11 protein-coding genes are annotated in these 19097 nt (G+C 71.0%); 2 read left to right on the plus strand and 9 right to left on the minus strand.

Features of this window, described 5'->3' with window-relative positions:
* Positions 1-67 precede the first annotated feature (67 nt).
* Positions 68-748, minus strand: coding sequence for a hypothetical protein (locus AB0I72_RS12400; protein WP_358566407.1), 681 nt, complete (start codon positions 746-748; stop codon positions 68-70).
* 19 nt (positions 749-767) lie between these two features.
* The gene (locus AB0I72_RS12405; RefSeq protein WP_358566410.1) at positions 768-3095 is read right to left on the minus strand and encodes a type IV secretion system protein; all 2328 of its coding nucleotides are present in this window, start codon (positions 3093-3095) and stop codon (positions 768-770) included.
* An 818-nt stretch (positions 3096-3913) separates the two neighbouring features.
* Here AB0I72_RS12405 and AB0I72_RS12410 point away from each other — a divergent pair.
* Complete coding sequence (locus tag AB0I72_RS12410; protein ID WP_358566413.1) at positions 3914-5689, plus strand: protein kinase; 1776 nt, start codon at positions 3914-3916, stop codon at positions 5687-5689.
* A 75-nt stretch (positions 5690-5764) separates the two neighbouring features.
* On the opposite strand, the gene AB0I72_RS12415 is transcribed toward AB0I72_RS12410, so the two are convergent.
* The 4 genes from AB0I72_RS12415 to AB0I72_RS12430 form a co-directional block, all read right to left on the minus strand.
* Positions 5765-7069: a hypothetical protein gene (locus tag AB0I72_RS12415; RefSeq protein WP_358566416.1), complete on the minus strand. Its 1305-nt coding sequence runs from the start codon at positions 7067-7069 to the stop codon at positions 5765-5767.
* Positions 7066-8199 (minus strand): hypothetical protein, encoded by a 1134-nt coding sequence (locus AB0I72_RS12420; RefSeq protein ID WP_358566419.1) that lies wholly within the window; start codon positions 8197-8199, stop codon positions 7066-7068. The genes AB0I72_RS12415 and AB0I72_RS12420 overlap by 4 nt, the downstream gene beginning before the upstream one ends.
* A gap of 190 nt (positions 8200-8389) precedes the next feature.
* A complete protein-coding gene (locus AB0I72_RS12425; RefSeq protein WP_358566422.1) occupies positions 8390-10858 on the minus strand; it encodes an ATP-binding protein in 2469 nt (822 codons plus the stop codon).
* Positions 10859-11583: 725 nt separating this feature from the next.
* Complete coding sequence (locus AB0I72_RS12430; protein WP_358566424.1) at positions 11584-12243, minus strand: HNH endonuclease family protein; 660 nt, start codon at positions 12241-12243, stop codon at positions 11584-11586.
* Positions 12244-12749: 506 nt separating this feature from the next.
* Here AB0I72_RS12430 and thpD point away from each other — a divergent pair.
* Complete coding sequence (gene thpD, locus AB0I72_RS12435; protein ID WP_358566426.1) at positions 12750-13655, plus strand: ectoine hydroxylase; 906 nt, start codon at positions 12750-12752, stop codon at positions 13653-13655.
* Positions 13656-13711: 56 nt separating this feature from the next.
* Here thpD and AB0I72_RS12440 read toward each other — a convergent pair whose 3' ends face one another.
* From AB0I72_RS12440 to AB0I72_RS12450, 3 genes are all read right to left on the minus strand, one after another.
* Positions 13712-17539, minus strand: a complete 3828-nt coding sequence (locus tag AB0I72_RS12440) for a TcpE family conjugal transfer membrane protein (RefSeq protein ID WP_358566429.1) — start codon at positions 17537-17539, stop codon at positions 13712-13714.
* 18 nt (positions 17540-17557) lie between these two features.
* Positions 17558-17872 (minus strand): hypothetical protein, encoded by a 315-nt coding sequence (locus AB0I72_RS12445; protein WP_358566432.1) that lies wholly within the window; start codon positions 17870-17872, stop codon positions 17558-17560.
* A 72-nt stretch (positions 17873-17944) separates the two neighbouring features.
* Positions 17945-18898: a conjugal transfer protein gene (locus AB0I72_RS12450; RefSeq protein ID WP_358566435.1), complete on the minus strand. Its 954-nt coding sequence runs from the start codon at positions 18896-18898 to the stop codon at positions 17945-17947.
* Between the last annotated feature and the right edge of the window lie 199 nt (positions 18899-19097).

The following is a 19097-nucleotide window of genomic DNA, read 5'->3' on the forward strand; positions in this document are numbered from 1 at the left end:
CCCATGTGCCCGTCGCACCTTGGTCGGAGGGGGTCGTGGGGGTGAGGCTGAGGCGGGGGACCAAGGGTTACTCCTCCCCGAACTGTCCTACGTCGGCGGGTTGGAAGTCGAAGACCAACCAGGCACCACCTTCGCGGATGACCGTCACGGCGAACTCGCCGAGGTCTTCGTCGAACTCCGAGTCCCCGGTCTCGGTGATGGACTGTGCCGTGACGACGAAGGTGACGGAGTCCTCCCCGAAGGTCCGGATCCGATCCACCTCGGCCCGCCCCTCGGCGACCGCTTCGGCCTCCGACATCTCCTCCCAGAAGGCACCGACCCGGCTCGTGTCCGCCAGCACCTCGGCGTACTCGTCGGTGGCCAGCTCCTCCATCGCACCGAAGTACGTCTCCGGGGACTGGTTGTAGTCGATGGTTCCGTAGGCCTCAGCGAAGGTCCTCGCAGTGGATCCCGCCGCGCGAAGTTCGTCCTCATCGAACGGGAACCAGGTCAGAACATCGACGTCGTCCTCGTCCGTCGTGGTGATCGGGCTCGGTTCGACCGTGGACAGGCCGCCCAGGGCAGAACTCTCACTCGTTCCGTCCTCCTGGTCCGACCGTGCCTCCTCGGGGGCAGCGGCAGGGTCTTCCCGGTCGTCATCGCCTCCGCCGAAACCGCCGAGGCTGAGATAGACACCGAACACCACCAGGACCACGATCAGGCCGATGAAGATCAGCCGCTGGGCGCGTTCGGACAGAGAGTTGGGCATCGCTCGGAGCCTTCGTACGTCAGTCGTCGTTCAGCCAGAAGGGGACGTCGCGCTTGCGGTCCCTCGGGCGGGAGCTGGACTCCCCCCAGAACGGGGTGATGGGTGCGTCGCTCTTGCGATTGCTGGATCCCGTCAGCCACCCGCCGTCACCGTCGCCACGGCTACCGCTCGGCGCCGCCGGGCGCGCAGGACGCTGGGGAGCGGGACGTTCCCGCCGCTCCCTCGAAGTCCCCCAACGGGAACCCCGGTTGCCGATGTTGCCCTTCGCGGGGGTTTCCTCTCGACCGTTGAAGATCCCTCGTCCGGTGCTGGGATCCGGCCGCTCGGCGCTCGCGGCGCGCCCACCAGCGGTGGAGGTACCTCCGCCGAACACGGATCCGCCGCTTCCACGACCGCCGTCCTCGCTTCGATCAGAGGAGCCTCGACCACCCGGGTTCGTTCCGAACACGGAGGCCCATCCGCTGTCTCCGGTTCCTGTGTAACCACCGCTCGGCCGTGGCGGGATCGAGCCGCCACCCAGGCTCGGTGCCTGCTCGGTGCTGCGACCAGTGTTCTCTCCGGAACGCTGGCCTCCACCGGAGGTAGTGGGTCCAGAGCGATGCACATTGAGCGGTGGAGCCGTGCGCTCACCGCGGACCCGTCCGTAGCCCGCGACACCACGTGCCCGAACCCCGTCACCTCGAGCCGTACCGCCTTCACCGAAGGCCGCTTCCCCGGTACCACCTTCGACCTCGCCCACCGGGTTACCGCCTCCTGCGGGCACTCCTGAGGCCGCTGCGGCGATCTGCGGAGCCCTCCTCAGCCCCCAGGCCTGAGCCTTGAGGTTGGCCATCGGCGGAAGCACGACGGCGCTCTTGCTGAGGGTCTGGCTCTGCGCCACGTCGCTGACGATGCGCGAGGTGAAGGAGTTGGCGTTGACCGACGTGAACAGGTACGCGAAGGGCTTGCGGTACACGAACAGCGCGACGGTGAACAGTGCCAGCAGGATCATCTGCAGGCCCCAACCGAGAGTGCTCGACATAACCATCCCGTAGCACATGACGAGCAGGGAGATCAGGAGCACCACGAAGATCTGCTTGAGCAGGAACCCGACCATCAGTTCCACCCATCGCAGCAGGACCATGCGGCCGTACCCCGGATGGATACCAATGAGGAGGAAGATGGGTGCTAGCAGGAAGAGCAGCAGGAACGCGATCTTCAGCACGATCAACGCCACAGACCCAGCGAGGATCAATCCACCCGCAAAGATGGAAGCAAAGAGCGCCAACGTGGCGATGCCCAAGCGACTTCCTTGATCCTCTCCAGCGAAAAGTGGATAGATGCTCGGATAGAACTCCTGCACATCCGCAGCAATCGCCTCATACGACTCCTGCTTTTCCTCAATTAGCGGTGTAGGGTCCAGTTCCCCGTCGACAATCTGCTGTTGTTCGATACGGCTGATTCCCTGAGCGGAGATGAGATCCACCGCGTGGTCCTCTCCCGCACTGTTCGCAAAAGGACCATTGCCAAACTGCCCCGCAACCCACGGCTGGCACACCAGGCTCGACCACAGCATGTCGGCGTTCCGTCTGACCTGGAAGTCCGCCTCCGACTCCCAGTCCGCCCGTTCCGGAGCCTCGGCCCCGGCCGGACACGTGCCCGAGCCTCCCCCGTACGGCACCTGTCCGACCGTACTGGTCACCAACTGACTGCCCGAATTCACCAGTCCACTCGCCAGACCCATGATCTGCGCCGGGTTCACCAGGATCCACATGCCGAGCCCCACCGCGGCCACCATCCACACCGTGGACTCGATGGTGAGTGTCACCCGCTTGCGGATCAGCCCGTACCACCCGAGCCAGATGGCTCCGAGGATGATGATCGTCGGGATCAGCGGTCGCCAGATCCCCTCCCTCAACGTCACGACGACGTCCTCGACCAGCTCGTTGAAACTGGCGAGCAGGCCATCAGAGGTGGCCGCCTGATAGACGGTGATCGTCGACTGGTTGATGGTCTTGGACAGGTCCCACGCCGTGTTGGCGAGGGTGGCCTGGGCTCCGTTGGAGATCCCGTCGACGCACGATTCGGTGATCATGTGCCACTGGGTCCCGGCGGTCCCGTACTGTCCGTACATGCTCGCGTCGGGGGGAAGCCCGTCCGGCGACCCCTGGATCGCGGACTGCGACTGGGGCGGAACCAACAACCCGTCCGAACCACTTCCCGCGGCCTCCGGCAGTGGCGCGGGCTCTCCGGGGCACAGTGTGTTCGCCTGCGCGCCGGTCGCGGGAAGCACGACGAACCCCACCATCAGGAGGAACATCATCAGAAGGCGTCGCCATCCGTGCCGTCGGACGTGCTGAAGCGTCATCTGCTGGCTCTCCTGCGTCGTGGTTCGTGCCGGGGGTCGATGGCAGACACGGTGACCCCGCCCGCGCACACGCCGTCGCCGGACCGCGCACGGGCGCAGCCCCCGCATGTCCCTACCCCATCCTCTATGGTGCTCCATCAGGGAGTCGGGAGATGAGTGCAACGCGTCGGGTTTTCCGGTTCCTACCGCCACGCCGGTCCACCCTGGGCACACGAAGCAGCACGCTCTCCATGTTTCCGCAGGTAACGGATGTCAACGGTCTTCCGGAACACCCATAAACCACCAGGCCACAATTGACGCGCCCAGCCATGAGTATGAGCGGGGTCACATCCACTTTCTCCGCCAAAAGTGGACATCTACCCAGAAATCGGACTAACGGCGGGGTTCCGGCCTGGCTTCCGCGATACCCAGAGTCCTCATTGCCGCACAGCCGAAATCCGACGCCCCTCGGCGCGTGCCCGACCACCGCACGGCCGCGTCTCCGGATGGCACCCGGACCGCCGGGGCACCGCGCACGCATCACGTCGCCCACCGGGCCGGAGCGCTCTCCGGGCATCTCCGTCGCGGCCGTGAACGCCATCGTCACGCCTCGGGCGGGGCACGGAGCAGGGGTGTTCCGGAGTGCTGAAACACCCCGCACCACCAATGACCGCAACCGGTCAGCTCGCGTCGGTCCCCGAGGTGTGCGCGGCCGTCCGCCTTACAGTGAGATGGACGCAGATATCGGCACCCGCCAGCACAATCCAGGGCGTCAGGGCTCTTCTCGGATAGATTGGCCTGCGCATCGTCCCCCACCCCCCAAGAAGGGATGCGCCCCTATGTCGTCCGACGGTCGTTCCTCCGTGGGCCGCTACGAGCTTCGCGAGCGGCTCGGCGCGGGCGGAATGGGAACGGTGTGGCGCGCCTGGGATCCGGCCCTCCAGCGCGACGTGGCCGTCAAGGAGGTCCTCCTCCCCGAGGGGATGGACCCGGACGCCCGCGCGGAGGCGTACGCCCGCAGCATGCGCGAGGCCCAGGCGACCGCCCGTATCAACAGCACGGCGGTGGTCGCCGTCCACGACGTGCTCGACGAGGGCGAGAGCCCGTGGATCGTCATGGAGCTGCTGTCGGGGGCCTCGCTCCAGCAGCACCTGGACGCCCACGGCCCCATGGCGGTGGAGCGGGTGGAGGACATCGCCCGGTCGGTGCTCGACGGCCTGCGCGCGGCGCACGCGGCGGGGGTCACGCACCGGGACATCAAGCCCGCCAACATCATGCTCACCGACGACGACCGCACGGTGCTCACCGACTTCGGCATCGCCAACGTCGACGGCGGCACGGCCCTCACCCAGACCGGCGTGTACATCGGGTCGCCGGAGTACATGGCCCCGGAGCGGTTCGAGGGCGAGCGCGCGCTGCCCGCCTCCGACCTGTGGAGCCTGGGCGTCACACTGTGCTCCCTGTTGGAGGGCCGGACCCCGTTCAAGAGGGACACCATCACCGGCATCATCAGCGCCGTCCTGACCGCTCCCCTGCCGCCGAGGTTGACCCTGCCCGGCGCCGCCGACCACACGGCGGGCACACCGCTGAACGCGCTCATCGGCGCGCTGCTGAACCGGGACGCCTCGGCACGACCGACCCCGGACGAGGCGCTCGCCCTGCTGGAGCGCGAGCGGTCGGCCCGGGCGGCCGGGAACGGCTCCGCGAACCCGGCCAGCGGCCCGCGGTACCCCCGGAGCGGCCCCCAGAGCCCTGTGCGCGAGCAGCACAGCCCGATGAGCGGCCCCCAGACGCCCGTCAGCGGCCCCCAGCACCCGGTGGGCGGACCGATGGGTGCGCAGCCCGGACGTCCTCAGCAGGGACCGCACGACACCCCGCACCCGAACGCTCCGGGGTCGCACACGCAGCAGCGGGGGTTCCCCGGGCACCAGGCCCCCGGTCCGCACACCCCCAACCCGTTGGCCGGGCGGTTCCCCGGTCAGCCGCCGAGCGGCCCCCAGCAGGCATACCAGCACCATGGTCAACACCCCGGCCACACGCGGACGGGGCCCGCCGGGGTCGGATCCGTCACGGGCACCGGTCCCGCCGGGGCTGGCGCCACCGCGCGGTTCGGTCCGGGCGGGAACACCGGGCCCATCGTCGGACAGCCGTCCCAGAGCGGGATGCGGCCTCAGGGCCCGGCCGGTCGGCCCGCGTGGAACGCCCAGGAAGCCGACGCGCCCAAGCCCGGGACGGTGATCGCCGCCGCGGTGATGCTGGGGCTCAACGCGCTCTACCTCATGGTGCTCACGGCCCTGTTCGCCCGCGAGGCGATCGACGGTTCCGAGGACTACACGTGGGGCACCGTGCTGCTGGTCGGCGGCTGGGGCGTGTTCTCGGCGTTCGCCGGGATGGGCCTGATGGCGCGGTCGCGGATCCTGTACGGGGCGGTGGTGATCGTCCAGACCGTGGTGTCGGTGCTGTTGATCCTCACCATGTTCTCGGTGTTCGTCTACACACCCGACCTGTTGTTCTGGTACGCGCTGGTACTCGTGTTCAACCTCGTGATCGGGGGGCTGCTGCTGATCCCGCCGAGGGCGCGCGCGTTCTTCGGGTTCGGTCCCGGCGTCTCCTGAGCGCGGGCGTGCTCCCGGCGCCGCCACCCGCACGGGAGGGACCGCGGGGGGAGCACGCGAGGCCCCCCGCGCCCTCTACCAGGTGATGACCGTCAGCTCACCGAGCTCGTCGAGCGCCACGCGGCCCTCCTCCGCGAGGATCCGCACCATCTCCTCCGCCTCGGAGACGCTGACGTGGCGCCCCCTGGACAGGGACTCCTTGAGGTCGGGGGTCTCCATCCACAGCCGAGGACCGGCGTGCCACATCATCTGGACGCACGAGCCGTCGTGGGCGACGAACACCGCGAAGCTGTCCGGGGCGGCGGTGAGCCGGTGGACGAGGGCGCGGGCGGCGGCGGTCTCCATGGGTTCGGGGACGTCGACGGCGCCGATGCCGTCGGCCGAGGTGTCCTGGTAGCTGGCCTCCACCATGCCGATCCGGTCCGAGACGGCGTCCTCCTCGGGCCAGACCCCGCCGACCGCCCATCGGCTGAGCGGCTCCTCCACGCGTTCACGGGACAGGGCGAGTCCGGTCTCGCGCACGCGGAGCACGTCGAAGTCGCGCTCGATCCGGATCGTGTCGCCCCGGTCGCTGGTGATCGTGGCCGCGAAGTTCTCGGGCAACCAGGGAAGGACCATGCGGGCGAGCTCGCGGACGGTCACCCTGCCCTCGTAGTGGCTGACCCACACGGGTGTGGCGTAGGCGCTGGGGTTGGTGAAGGCGGCCTCGACCGACGGCTCCCCCTCGACGGCGGGTCCCGGGTGGGCGGCGCCCCGCCCCCAGCGGCGCCAGCGGCCGTCCAGCGTGACCGCGAGCGTGGTGTCGGGGTCGCCGTTCCAGGCGACGGTGAGTCCGTGGGCGCGCAGGGTCTCGGCGATCTCCTCGCCGACGGCGGCGCGGCGGATCTCGTGGACGGCGCCGAAGCCGAGGTGGAGCCCGCGGCCCTCCGTCGCCCGGGTGGCCTCCTGGGCGTGGTAGTAGACGTAGCCGCGGATCGCGTGGCCCTCGTCCGTGTCGTGGGCGGCGATCTCCGAGCGGAGTGCGTCCCTGGCGCAGTTGCCACAGCAGGTGAAGTCCTCGCGGGCGACGATCCCGGACTCATCGAGGGCACGGAAGGCGCGGGTGAGCCGCTCGCCGTCGGTGCGCGCGGGCCAGCGGCGCTGCTGGTGGACGTGCTGGGCCATGGCGTCGTCGATGGCCGAGGCGAGCGGGGTGAGGGCCGCCGTCAGGTCCGACTCCCCCGGCCGTTCCCTCCCCTCCCGGTCGGCGTCGGACCGAAGGAGGTCGACGAGGTCCTCGCAGGCCGTCCGGTAGATCTCGACGAACCCTCCCTTCCCGTACACGACGTTGGCGGTCGCGCCGTTGAGTGCGGTGGCGAGAGGCTCCCAGTCTTCCGTCATGCGCCCAATCTGTCAGATCCGGCGGACACACGTGACCCGGCCCCCGGGACGTCGGCGCCCGGGACGTCCGTGCCCGGAACGTCGGCCCCCGGATCCGGCCACGCGCCGGGCGCCCCGGCGGTGAGGTCGTGGTCGACGAGACGCCGGACCCGTTCGTCGCGCACGCGCCGGGCGGCCTCGGTGGTCGCTGTGAGTTCCCGGAGGTCGGCGGAGCGGGTGTCGAGGAAGACCGCCGAGGCCAGGTGCTCGGCGTATTCGGCGGTGGAGTCGACCGCCTCCTGACACTGCTCCCATTCCCGGTGCGCGGCCACGGCCTGGTCCACCAGCCGCCCGTACTCGGTGATCTGCTCGACCCGGGCCCGGACCGCCGCGGCGACGGCCTCCAGCTGGGCGCGCTGGGGGCGGAGCGCCTCCCGAACCCGAGGTGAGGCCGCCCGCTGCCAGCGGCGCAGGTGGGCGCGGCGCAGCTCCCGCTGGCGGGCCAGAAGGGACGCGATCCGCCACTCCTGGTCGCGCAGGACCGCGAGGGCGCGGTCGGTGTCGAGGGAGTCGCCACCGCCGATCTCGTGGCGGGCTGCGGCGACCCGGTCGATCGTGCGCTGTACGGCCACGAGGTGGGCGTGGTCGGCGTCGCTGACGTCGTCGGGCAGCACGACCAGGCCCTCGTGGTCGGCGAGGGGTTCGCGGACCCGTGCGGTGGCCGCGTCTGCCCCGACGAGGGCGACGAAGACGCCGAACACGAGCCAGGGCACGGCCGAGACCGAGTCGTACGCCGCCACGGCGAGGATGGGGGTCGACACGACCGTTCCGGCTCCGGCGGCCACGCCCAGGACCCGGGTGGCGCGGTGGGTGTCCTCGGCGCAGACGAACACGAGGACCTGCGCCATGAGGATCACGGTGGTGACGAGCAGGCCGAGCGGCCAGCCGCCGGCGGCCGTGGCCAGAGCCGCGGTGAAGCCGACGGCGAGCACCTGGACGGCGCCCTCGCGGACGCGGAGGGAGCGGGTGACGATGTCCCCGTTGGCTCGGCGCGGGGGCGGCTCCGGGGCGTGGCTGTCCCGCGCGATCCGTTCGCGCAGCGCCTCGGGAAGGGTGGGGTCGATGACAGGTCGCGGCACGTCCTCACTCATGGGCGGTCCCTCGTGAGTGGTGGGTCTCGGTCGGGGGCGGAGTCGGTGCGCCGGGACGGGGAACCCGACAGAGTAGGTCATCCCCATCCCGGGCGGACCCCGAACCTGGCGCCACTCACCCCTTCTACGGTGGCTTGTCCGTTCCGACCGTGGACGTGCGCGAACGCCGTCGCCGCGCGGCCCGCTCCTTCTACCCGGCCTGTCCGGACGCGGACACGAGGTCGTCGTCCTCCTCGGACGGCCGTTGGCGGGTGGGGTTGGTGTCCAACCAGCGCAGGAGGTTCTCGGAGACCAGGTCCACGCCGATCCGGCCCGCCCGCCCGTCGAGGTCGCGGAACAGGCACTCGCCGTTGCCGAGGTTGCGCAGCACCGCCAGGTGGTCCTCGGTCGGCTCGACGCCGAGCAGGGACATGACGCTCTCCACCTCGAACCGCTCGCTGGAGCGGAACGCGAACACCGAGGACAGGCAGTTGGTGACCTGTTCGTTGAGCAGGTCACCGGCGTTCTGGGAGACGAGGATGAGCGCCGTGTTGCGGGAGCGGCCCATCCGGGAGACCTCCGGGACGAGCTTGGCGCCCTCGGGGGTGGACGTGACCGCCCACGCCTCGTCGAGGAAGATCGCCTTGGGCAGGTGGCGGTCCAGCCCGTTCATGAGGCGGCGGGCGAACTGGGAGACGAGGTAGAGCAGGGCGACGGACAGGCGTTGTTCGTAGGAGTAGTCGTCGCGGCCCACGCCGGAGTCGGGCAGGGTGAGGCCGCCCAGGGTGAACACGGTGGTCCAGCCCTCGGTGTCGATCCGGGCGTCGCCCTGGGGGTCGAAGCACAGGCTGGCCAGGCGCATCTCCGACATCGACTGGAGGACCGCGCCCAGGTTGCGGGAGGCGGCGCCGGGCGAGGAGACCAGGTGGTCGACCACCTTGGCCAGGGACGGGCGGGGTTGGTTGGCGACCGCGGCCACGGCCTGGATCATCGCCGACTCGCGCTCCTCGCTCATGCGCGGCAGGAGGAGTCGGAGGGTCTCGGTGGCCATGGTCTTGCGCGAGGGCAGGTCGTCGCCGAACGCGAAGGGGTCGAGCAGGCCCGGCTGGGCCGACCCCAGCGACATGACGCGGGCCTTGCGGCCACGTCGCTGGAGGAGCTCGACGAGGGACTCGGCGTCGCCCTTGGGGTCGATGGCGGCGACGGTGACCCCGCGCAGCGCGAGCTGGTAGATGAGCAGGAGGGCCAGGGTGGTCTTGCCACCGCCGGGCTCACCGGTGACGGCGATGGCGGTGGGGCGGTTGCGAGCCGCGGCGACCAGGGGGTCGAAGTGGACGATGGAGCGGGCGCGCCCGATGGTCTCGCCGACGTAGGGGCCCACCCAGCCGCCGCCGGAGTGGTCGACGCGGTCGCCGACGTCGACGGTGGCGGTGGGCATGCCGCCCGCGATGGTGCGCAGGGGCTGGCGCTGGGCGTAGGCGCCCAGGCGAATGCGGTCGCCGGGCAGGGCCTCGTTGAACAGGGAGAACTGGTCGCCGGTGGAGTTGATGACGTCGATGCCGATGTCGCGGTAGTGCTCGATGACCGCCTCGACATGCTGGCCGAGGAGGCGTTCGGTGGGCGCGGACACCATGAGGCGGTGCCAGCCGTAGACGAACGGGAGGCGCTCCTTGGTGATGCCGTGCTCCAGCATCCGGGCGGCGTCGATCTGTTCGGCCAGGGCGATCGGGGCCTCGACGCCCGCCTCGCGGATGTGCGCGTCCATGTCGCGGGCGTGCGCGAGCTTGCGGCCGACGTCCTTGCTGGCCTTGGCGGGCGGGATGAGCTTCATGCGCAGGGACATCTCGACGGGGAAGGGCAGCGCGTCGGCGTGGTGCATCCAGGGCTCGCCGTCCGGGAAGGGCATGAGGTCCGGGAAGCGGGCGAAGGACAGGAAGGCGACGTGGGTGGACCCGGCGGGCTGTTCGAGGCGGAGGGAGGAGCGGCCGTTGTGCACGACGCCGTCGACGAGCGCCTCGATCTCGCCCCGTCCCCACGTGCGGCGGCCGACGGCGGAGGGGCGGACCTCCTCGGCGGTGCCGCTGACCGCGTGGCGGATCAGCCAGGCGATCTCGTCGGAGGTGGCGTGGCGGGCGTGCAGGGAGCTGGCGGCCAGGGCGCGGCCGAGGCGTTCGGACTGCTCGGTCCAGCGGGCGATCTCGCGGTCGTCGACGGCGTCGTCGGTGATGCCGAGGACCTGTTCGGTGCGCTGGTAGGCGCCGAAGAGCTGGGAGAAGAGACCGAGGCCGCCCCCGGCGCTGCGCGGGCCGAGCCGGACGCCGAGGTAGACCTCCTTGGTCCAGAAGTCCTTGGCCCACACGTGCCGGTACATCTCGTCGAGGTAGTCGTACCAGCCGGGGCCGGAGTCGGCGGTGGCGTCCAGGCGGGTGGCCCAGGCGGCGGCGGGGTAGGTCCGGTGGGCGACGCGGAGGTGGACCTCGGCGTCGTTCATGCGGATGGCGGCGAGCGCGATGGTGATGTTCGTGGCGAGGGCCTGGCGTTCCTCGGGGGTGGTGAACTCGTAGGACACCGTCGGCAGGCGGAAGTAGGCCCAGGCCTCGGTGTCGCTGAACAGCACGCGGTCGTCGAAGTAGCGGACCGCGAGGCGGGTCGCGCCCCGGGTACCCCTGGTGCCGGTCATCTGTCACCCTTCTGGTCGCGTCGCGGCGGGGCGAGTCCCCGATCCGGGGCCGCCCCCGGGTCTCCCGCCTGTGCCACCCTCCATCAAACCATCCTGATCCCCCCGCCAGCTTGAGCCGATGGGCGAATCAGGTCGGCCGCGGAGCGGGACGGGGACGGCCGTATCGCCCCCAGCCGACACGGCGTTGGTCGCACCGGCCCGGGCGCGTGTCGGCCGCTGGAACGACCCCGGTCACGGAAGAAGGGCGCATGGTGTGCACCGCGCCTACGAGTACCTTCTTCGCCCGACCAAGCGGCAACGGATCGCCCTTGCTGGCATGATGCGGGACCACGGCTCGCCGTACAACGGTGTGCTGCAGGAACGACGCGATGTCTACGCGCGCCTGTCGAAGACGCGCATCAAGTACGCGACCAGTCCGCCCAACCCACAGCGATCCGCGTGTTCGATCCCGACGGACAGGGGCGCTGGTCGTTCTCCTCCCAACAGGCCGCCCTGCGTCGTTGGGACAAGGCCTTCTTCCGCCGCGTGCAGGCCGGTCACGAACCCGGCTCCCCCGGTTCAAGGGGGTCGGCCACTTCGACACCGTCGTCTTCCCCAAGGACGGCGACGGGTGCCGGTGGGACTCCACCCCGCCGACACGGGCGGAGCCCGCTCCTGGGAGGGGACGGGCTCCGTCGAACTGGTCCTGCGGGCGGGGCGCCACCGGAACGCCCGTTCCCGCGGACCTAGCAGCGGGTGTTGATCGTGTACTGGAGGGTGGACCGCTCGGCCGAGGTGACGGTGAGGTCGTAGCGGTACTTCACGTTGATCCAGGACTTGACGTAGTCGCAGTGGACGGCCGTGTTCGGCGGCATCCACTCGGAGGGGTCGTCGTCGCCCTTGCGGCTGTTGCTGGAGGGGGTGGCCAGCCACAGCTGCGACGAGTCCACGTCGTTGGCGAAGGCGCGGCGCTCGGAGGTGCTCCAGTAACGGGCTCCGGTCTTCCAGGCCTCGCTGAGCGGGACCATGTGGTCGACGCTGATCCGCGAGGGGTCGTCGTGGACCCACGTGTCGTCGAAGGCGCTCCACCACCTGCCGGACGTGGGCTGGCAACTGGAGTTGGTCACGACGTCGTGCCCGTCGCGCATGAGGACGACCTGGCGCGCCGAGCAGTTGCCCTGGACGTCGACCCAGTGCGGGAAGAGGCTGCGGTCGTAGCCGGACTGGGGCCCCTTGGGGGCGACCGTGAGGGAGTCGAGCTGGCTCTGGGCCGCCGAGGTGCTGGGAATGCCTGGGGGGAGCGTGTGGTCGGCGGAGGCGGGGGACGCCCAGCCGAGGACGACCACCAGGATCGCGGCGGCGACGGCGGCCAGGGTTCTGTGGAGAGGGCGGGGGATGGGGGGCACGTTTTCTCCTCTGGAGCGGGTCGGGAGAAGGGGGCCCCACCAGAGTGCGCCGCCCGCGGTTTCCACACCAGTTCCGCCAGGGGAATTCGCGCGTAATGCGGGGTGACCGAGATGGGTCCCCACGGGGACTCCGGCCTCACGGCTGTACCAGATCCCTGTGATCTAGCGCACAGGAAAAGTCGAAGTATTCGCCGGTTATCGCGGAGACGACGGCTACAAGTGGACGACCTGGGACGATGCGCCGAGTCGCGTTCTTGAAGCACCCTTGACGCAATGACGCAGGTGAGGCACACCTTAGGCGACGGAGCCGACCGAAAAAGGAGAAAAACAGGGGGACGGATTTTCCGTTTACCCCCATATAGTATGGCAGTAATACCCAGCAAGAGGTTCATTAAACACTACGCCAGGAGGCATCATCATGAAGGTCGGCGAATATTTGTTAAGTTCGCGTGTCGTAAGGTGACCGCCGACCTCAGAGAGGATGAACCCCACCGAGGGGATCGGCCATGACTCTGCAGATGGATGCCCCAACCGCGGACGAGTACCCGACCCGGAAGGCGAACGAGCCCGCTCTTCTGTACCGCAAGGACCCCACCGTCTGGGGTGCGGCGGAGGACGGACCCTTCAGCGCTGGGGAGATCAGCGCGTACGACCAGCGCGGCTACGCGCAGGTGCCGGCCCTCGTCTCGGCGCGGGAGGTGAGTGCCTTCCACGCGGAGCTGGACCGGCTCAGCTCCGACCGCGCGCTGCGCGAGGACGAGCGGGTGATCGTGGAACCGACGTCGAACGAGGTCCGCTCGATCTTCGAGGTCCACAGGATCAGCAAGGTCTTCCACGACCTGGTCAACGACCCGCGCCTGGTGGAGCGCGCCCGGCAGATCCTCGGGTCGGACGTGTACGTGCACCAGAGCCGGATCAACTACAAGCCCGGATTCGGCGGGGGCTCCTTCTACTGGCATTCGGACTTCGAGACGTGGCACGCCGAGGACGGCATGCCACGGATGCGAGCGGCCAGCGTCTCCATCTCGCTGACCGAGAACTTCACGCACAACGGCGCCCTGATGATCATGCCCGGCTCGCACAGGACGTTCGTGTCGTGCGTCGGCGCGACCCCGAACGACCACTACCGGGCGTCGCTGAGGAGCCAGCACGTGGGCACACCCGACCAGGACTCGCTGACCATGCTGTCCGAGCGGCACGGCATCGACGTGCTCACCGGCCAGGCGGGCGACGCGACCGTGTTCGACTCCAACTGCATGCACGGTTCGGGCGGCAACATCACGCCCTACCCCCGGTCGAACATCTTCATCGTGTTCAACAGCGTCGAGAACGCGTGTGTGAAACCGTTCGCCGCGTCCGACCCGCGCCCGGAGTTCCTGTCCGCGCGTGACTTCACCCCGGTCGGCCGCTGAGGTTCGACACCAGGATTCCCCTCGTGCGGGCGGGCGCGTGCCCGCCCGCACCCGTGTCAGGTCCGGGTGAGGGTGTTGACGAGGACGCCGCCCAGGGCGCCGTGGGCCCGCTTGGTCGCGGGGCGCAGGGCGCCTACGTCGACACGGGTGTAGGACGAGCCCAGGTGGTCGTCCCAGGGGACGCGGACGATCGCCCGGCAGCGACCGCGCGCGACCCGTTCGGCGGCGTCCACGTCCTCCAGGCTGCGTTTGCTCACCCCGTTCACCACGAGCACCGAACTGGCCCGCAGGGCGCCGTAGCCGTTGCCGTCCAGCCACTCGAAGGTCATGGAGACGGCCCGCTCGGCGTCGGCGTTGGCCGGGGCGACCAGGACCAGGCCGTCGGCCACCGGGAGTGCCCTGGCCACGCCGGTCGCGGCGGGGTCGAGCAGAGTCACGGAGTAGAAGCGGCCGAGCAGATCCGTCAGATGGGCGTAGTCGCGGTCGTCGAGTGTCTGGACGTAGGGGTCGTCCAGGGTCTGGACGACCTCCAGCCCCGTGCTCGCCCGGGAGGTGTAGCCGCGCATCCGCGCGTAGTCGTCGACCTCGTCCGCGTTGGCGAGCAGAGCGGTGAGGGTCTCGGGGGTCTGAGCGCCGACGCGACGGGAGAGGCCGTTGGGACCCGGGTTGACGTCGACCGCGACGACCGGTTCGTCCCGGTGGGCGGCGAGGGTGTGCCCGATCATGAGCGAGGTGACGGTCTGACCGGCACCGCCGGTGCAGCCGAGCACGACGAGGCTGCGGGGTTCGGTCAGCGGGGTGCGCAGCCGCGCGATGTCGCTCGCGGGCAGGTCGGAGCGGACGGGGGTGGCGCCGCCGGTGACCACCTTGGCCAGACGACGCCAGCCGCGCGTGCCGCCGGAGTCGTGGGCGGCCGGGTCCTGCGGTCCGGGGGCCGCGGGTACGGGGCGCGGGGCCGGGACGCCGCGGGGGGTGTCGCCGAGGCGCTCCTGTTCGCCGGTGCCGTGGTCGAGTTCGAGAGCGGGCCTGGGCTCCTCGCGACGCGGGGGCTCGGGGGCCTCGCCGGGCACGGGCCGACCGAAGAGGTGGCCGAGCTTGCGCGCGTTCTGCGCGACGCGGTGGAAGGCGCCGTCGTGCGGGTCGTGGACGTCGGGGTGGGTGTGGGGGGTGGCGGCCTGGTCGGAGACTTCGTCCCGGGCCGATGCGGCGGCGCGCTCCTCGGCGAGGGCGTCCGCCATGCTGCGGTTGGCGCGGGGGTCGCGGAGGGGCGCGTCGGAGGAGCGCCGGTCGGCCTCGCGGCGGCGGGCGAGCGCGGCGGCCTCGGCCTCCTCCAGGTCCTCCGCGGTCCGGCGAGGAGCGGCTTCCTCGCCGGAGCGGGTGCGGGAGGTGGGGGCGTCGGGGTTGGAACCGGCCGTGGTCCGGGGGTTGTCGGAGGCCTCGGACGGTGACGGGGCGTCGGCTGTGGCCTGGGCGTCGGCCGTGGCGTGGGTGTCAGGGGTGGACCGGCTGTCGGCGGTGGCCTCGGTGCCGGACGCGGTCGCCGCAGCCTCATCCTCGGAGCTGCTCCGGGCACTCGACGTGGTCCGGGGGACCGACGTGGGTCGGACATCAGAAGAGGTCCATGGGCCGGACGTGGCTCCGGAGGCGGAGCCCGGAGAGTCCGATACGGGCTGCGCGACCACGGGCTCCGACGTGTCCCGAGAGTCAGTCGCGGCCCGCGAGGCCGAGGTTGCCCCGGGGGCGGACGAGCCCCGGGAATCGGGTGTGGACTGGGCACCGGACGAGGTCCGGGCACTCAACGTGGTCCGGGGGACCGACGTGGGTCGGGCATCAGAAGAGGTCCGTGGGCCGGACGTGGCCCCCGAGTCCGACGAGTCCGAGGTCGGCTGATCTCCTGACGTCGCCCCCGAGACGGGGGTGGCCCGGGATTCGGAGCTGGTTCCGGAGGCGGACGTGTCCCGCGCATCGGCCTCGGGCCCTGGCCCGGCACTGGACCGGGAGCCGGGGCGTCGGCCGGGCGCGGCGTCGCCGTCGGTCGCGCCGCGCACCTCGGCGAAACTCGCCAGCTCCCCCGTTCCGTGGTCGAGCTGCGTGAACGGCTTGGCCTCGGTGGCTTCGCCACTGGTGGCGGGTGTGCTGTCGTCGGCGGCACCAGCCGCCGAATCCTCGGACGCGGGCGTGGCGGCGGCGTCGGTCGTCGGCTCGGCGGGACCGTCGACGTTCTCCTCCCGCAGCTCGCTGGCCGGGATCACCGGGTTCCCGCGGTCACCCACCTTGGGCTGGTCGGGGTGTCGCTTCTTGCCGTCGTCGAACCACTCCGCGGGGCTCTCCGCCTCCGGTTCGCGCTCGCCGTCGCGCAGGGCGTCGGCGAACGTGGGCCGCGGCGGTGCGGGGGTGTCCGCCTTGCTGAGGTGCTGGTCGAGCACCGACATGTGCTCTTTCCACTCCGGCCCGCGGTCCTCGTCGTCGTGGCTCGGCTGGGAAGGCATGGCGGCCTGCTCGCCGGTCCCGTGGTCCAGCTCCAGCGGAGGCTTCGCCGACGGCTCGGCCGGTTCCTCCACCGTGTCGGCGGGTTCGGCGGTGTCGTCGGAACTCGTGGTCGGCTCGTCCTCCGGGGTGGCGGAGGTCGGCGGCAGCCACGGGGCGGAGGGGCTCTCCGGCGTGACGGGGCGTCCGGTCGCCGCCGCGTAACGTTCGGCGTAGTCGGAGAGGTCGCCGAGGTTCGCGCGGTCCGACGACTCCTGCTCGGTTCCGCCCTGCCGTGCGCTGTCCAGCTCCCAGGGCGCCGCGTGGGGGCGGCCCTTGCGGCGGGGCGGGCGGGGCGGCTCGTCGGCGGGAAGCGCGGTGCCGCGTGACCGTGCGAACGGCGGCTCCTGGGGGGCGCGTTCGCGCACACGCTCGCTCCGGCGCTCGTCGAGCTCGCGGGCGACACGGATGCCCTGAACACGTCCGCGCAGGCGGCGGGCGGCGGAGGACTCGGCCGTCTCGGGCTCGGGGGCGGACATGACCTCCTCGGCGCGGCGGCGCTCGCGTTCGCGCTCGGGGCCGGAGGTCGCCTCGTCCATCTCGGCGCGGCTCATCGCCCCGGTGTCGCCGACCTCGTAGGCCGCCTTGGCGCTGAGGCCGACGGGGGTCTGGCCGGAGGGGGCGCGCAGGCGGGTGAGCCACTCGGCGTCGTCGCCCTCCTCCTCGTGCTCGTCCGGAGAGTCGGCCTCGGTGGGGGTCGGGGGCACGGGCTCCAGGGCGAAGCCGAAGTAGTTCAGCACCCGACGGCTCACCCCGCGGGTGTCCGCGGTCTCGGTGCGAACCTCGTCCTCCGCCGGGACGTACACGGGCTCGTCGGCGACGGCGGGTTGGGGGCGGGCGGCGGGCCCGGCCACACCGACGAGCGGCGGGGCCGACTCCGGGGTGGGGTGTTCCGGTTCCTCCGCGACGACCGGCTCGGCGATCTCCGGAGCGGCGTGCTCGGTGCGGCGCCGCCCGGCCACGGGCAGCGGACCGGCGTCCGGGTGGCGGTGCCACACGCGCACCACCACCCGGACCTCGCCGGACTCGTACTCGGGGGCCAGCCGCGTGTACACGCGGGACTCGGTGAGGAACCGGGCCTGGGAGATGAGCAGTTCGGTGAGGCGTTTGCCCTCGATCACCGGCCGGGTGGCGAGCACGGTGATCACTCCGGGCGGCACCACCCACAGCACCAGGTGCCAGCCGTTGCCGAAGGTGAACGGGGCGTTGAGGATGCTGAGCAGCACCACCCAGATCGCGAAGACCCCTAGGGCGACCCCGAAGGTCCCCACCGGGAGCGGCATGGGCAACCGGAAATCGTAGAGCTTGTACAGCCGCTTCTCGATACGCCAGATGTTGGTGTATGTGGGCAGATCCACGTTCCCGGCCTCCCTCGCCTATTCCGCCGATACGCCCATCGCTCGCGCGAGCGCCACCGCGATGACCTCGATGATGCCGGGGACGTAGAAGACGATCCCGATGAAGATCGCCAGGATGATGAACTGCGCGAACCGCGTGATCTCCCGCGTGAACAGGAAGAACACCGCCACGATCGACACGATGACGAGGAAGAGCGGCCCGAAGAAGCCGCGGAGGAAGTCGGCGAGGCCGCCGGTGTCCGGGGCCTCCTGCGTCGGCGCCGCGAGATGGAGCAGGTCGGCGCCGCCCGCCTGGGCGAGGGCGTCCGTCGTGGAGGACAACAGGGGGAGCATGTCAGGCGCCGTCCTCCGGTGTCGTCTTGCGTGTGCGCATGGTTCTTCTCGTCTCCTTGCCTACGGGCCCCGTCAGCCGCCGAACGAGCTCGGGGCGCCCTGGATGTCACGCACGTGCCACTCGTCGCCGGAGTCGACCACGGTGACCAGGTAGTCCTGCACCAGCTGGCCGGCTTCCGTCCCGTCGGAGGCCGGGACGTTCCAGCGCACGGTGGCCGCCACCTGTCGTACGTCATCATCCCCGGTCGAGGACTGGGATGGCACCGTGATCTCGGACAGTTCGGCGAATTCCAGGGTGTTCTGCGGAAGTGGGGTGATCGAGGCACCCTGTTCCAGGAATCGCTCCAGGAACTCCGGCTCCCCGGCGTAGGCCTCGAAGAAGCCGGGCAGCACCTCCTGGAGCTGCTCGGTGGCGGCCGGGTCGGTCTCGAAGGCCGCGCCGGGCGGCAGCGTCGCCCGCGTGGGCGCGGCCAGCAGCGCGGGGCGTCCGGAGACCACCAGGGCGTCCTCGTCGGCGTAGACCGGCACGTCCAGGCGCATGGGTTCGCCGTTGACGTCGGCGCGGACGACGACGATCGCGTTGTTGTCGTCGAGGACGTCGACGGCGACGACGGTGAGGTTGTCGCCGGTGAGGCTGTCGGCCGTGGCGTCGAGGGCGGTGGCCTCGCCCTCGGGGACGAACGCGGCGAGTTCGCCCAGACGCTCCTCGGTGTCGGAGGTGTCGAGGTAGACCTCCGCGAAGCGGAGCGCGAAAGCCGCGGACGCGGTCTCGGGGTAGGCGACGGCGTCGCCGGTCTCGGGCTCCTCCGCGGTGCTCGGCAGGGCGAAGCCGCCGCGCAGGGGGAACCAGATGCCGTTGAAGACGACGACGACGATGAACGCCCACAGGACGGCGCGGCCCACTCCGACCCACCAGCGCCCGCCGGCCCCCGCGCGGGGTGGACGGGGCCCGGGTACGCCAGCCCCCTCCTCGGTGCCGTCGGTCAGGTCACGCCCGGCCGTGCCGAGCCGTGACGCCTTCGCCATCCCCGCCTCCTGCGCTCAGTCGCCGCCGCCCGATCCGGGCGGCGGATCCACCATGCCCTTGTCTACCCCATCCCTATAGTGAGGCATTGTGCGGGTTGGGAGCGGCCATGGTGGCTCCGCGTTTCCACGCCGATGACGGACGAACCAGACCGGTCGAAGTGCACAAAAGTGATCGAATGCGGAGAATTCCCAGGTAAAC

The organism is Nocardiopsis sp. NPDC049922, from assembly GCF_040660275.1.
Taxonomy (GTDB): Bacteria; Actinomycetota; Actinomycetes; order Streptosporangiales; family Streptosporangiaceae; genus Nocardiopsis.

Excerpts from the sequence above, each read along its gene's own strand:
- AB0I72_RS12425 (WP_358566422.1), bottom strand. The coding sequence starts at position 10,858 with ATGACCGGCACCAGGGGTACCCGGGGCGCGACCCGCCTCGCGGTCCGC.
- AB0I72_RS12405 (WP_358566410.1), bottom strand. The coding sequence starts at position 3,095 with ATGACGCTTCAGCACGTCCGACGGCACGGATGGCGACGCCTTCTGATG.
- AB0I72_RS12400 (WP_358566407.1), bottom strand. The coding sequence starts at position 748 with ATGCCCAACTCTCTGTCCGAACGCGCCCAGCGGCTGATCTTCATCGGC.
- AB0I72_RS12410 (WP_358566413.1), top strand. The coding sequence starts at position 3,914 with ATGTCGTCCGACGGTCGTTCCTCCGTGGGCCGCTACGAGCTTCGCGAG.
- thpD (WP_358566426.1), top strand. The coding sequence starts at position 12,750 with ATGACTCTGCAGATGGATGCCCCAACCGCGGACGAGTACCCGACCCGG.
- AB0I72_RS12445 (WP_358566432.1), bottom strand. The coding sequence starts at position 17,872 with ATGCTCCCCCTGTTGTCCTCCACGACGGACGCCCTCGCCCAGGCGGGC.
- AB0I72_RS12415 (WP_358566416.1), bottom strand. The coding sequence starts at position 7,069 with ATGACGGAAGACTGGGAGCCTCTCGCCACCGCACTCAACGGCGCGACC.
- AB0I72_RS12420 (WP_358566419.1), bottom strand. The coding sequence starts at position 8,199 with ATGAGTGAGGACGTGCCGCGACCTGTCATCGACCCCACCCTTCCCGAG.
- AB0I72_RS12450 (WP_358566435.1), bottom strand. The coding sequence starts at position 18,898 with ATGGCGAAGGCGTCACGGCTCGGCACGGCCGGGCGTGACCTGACCGAC.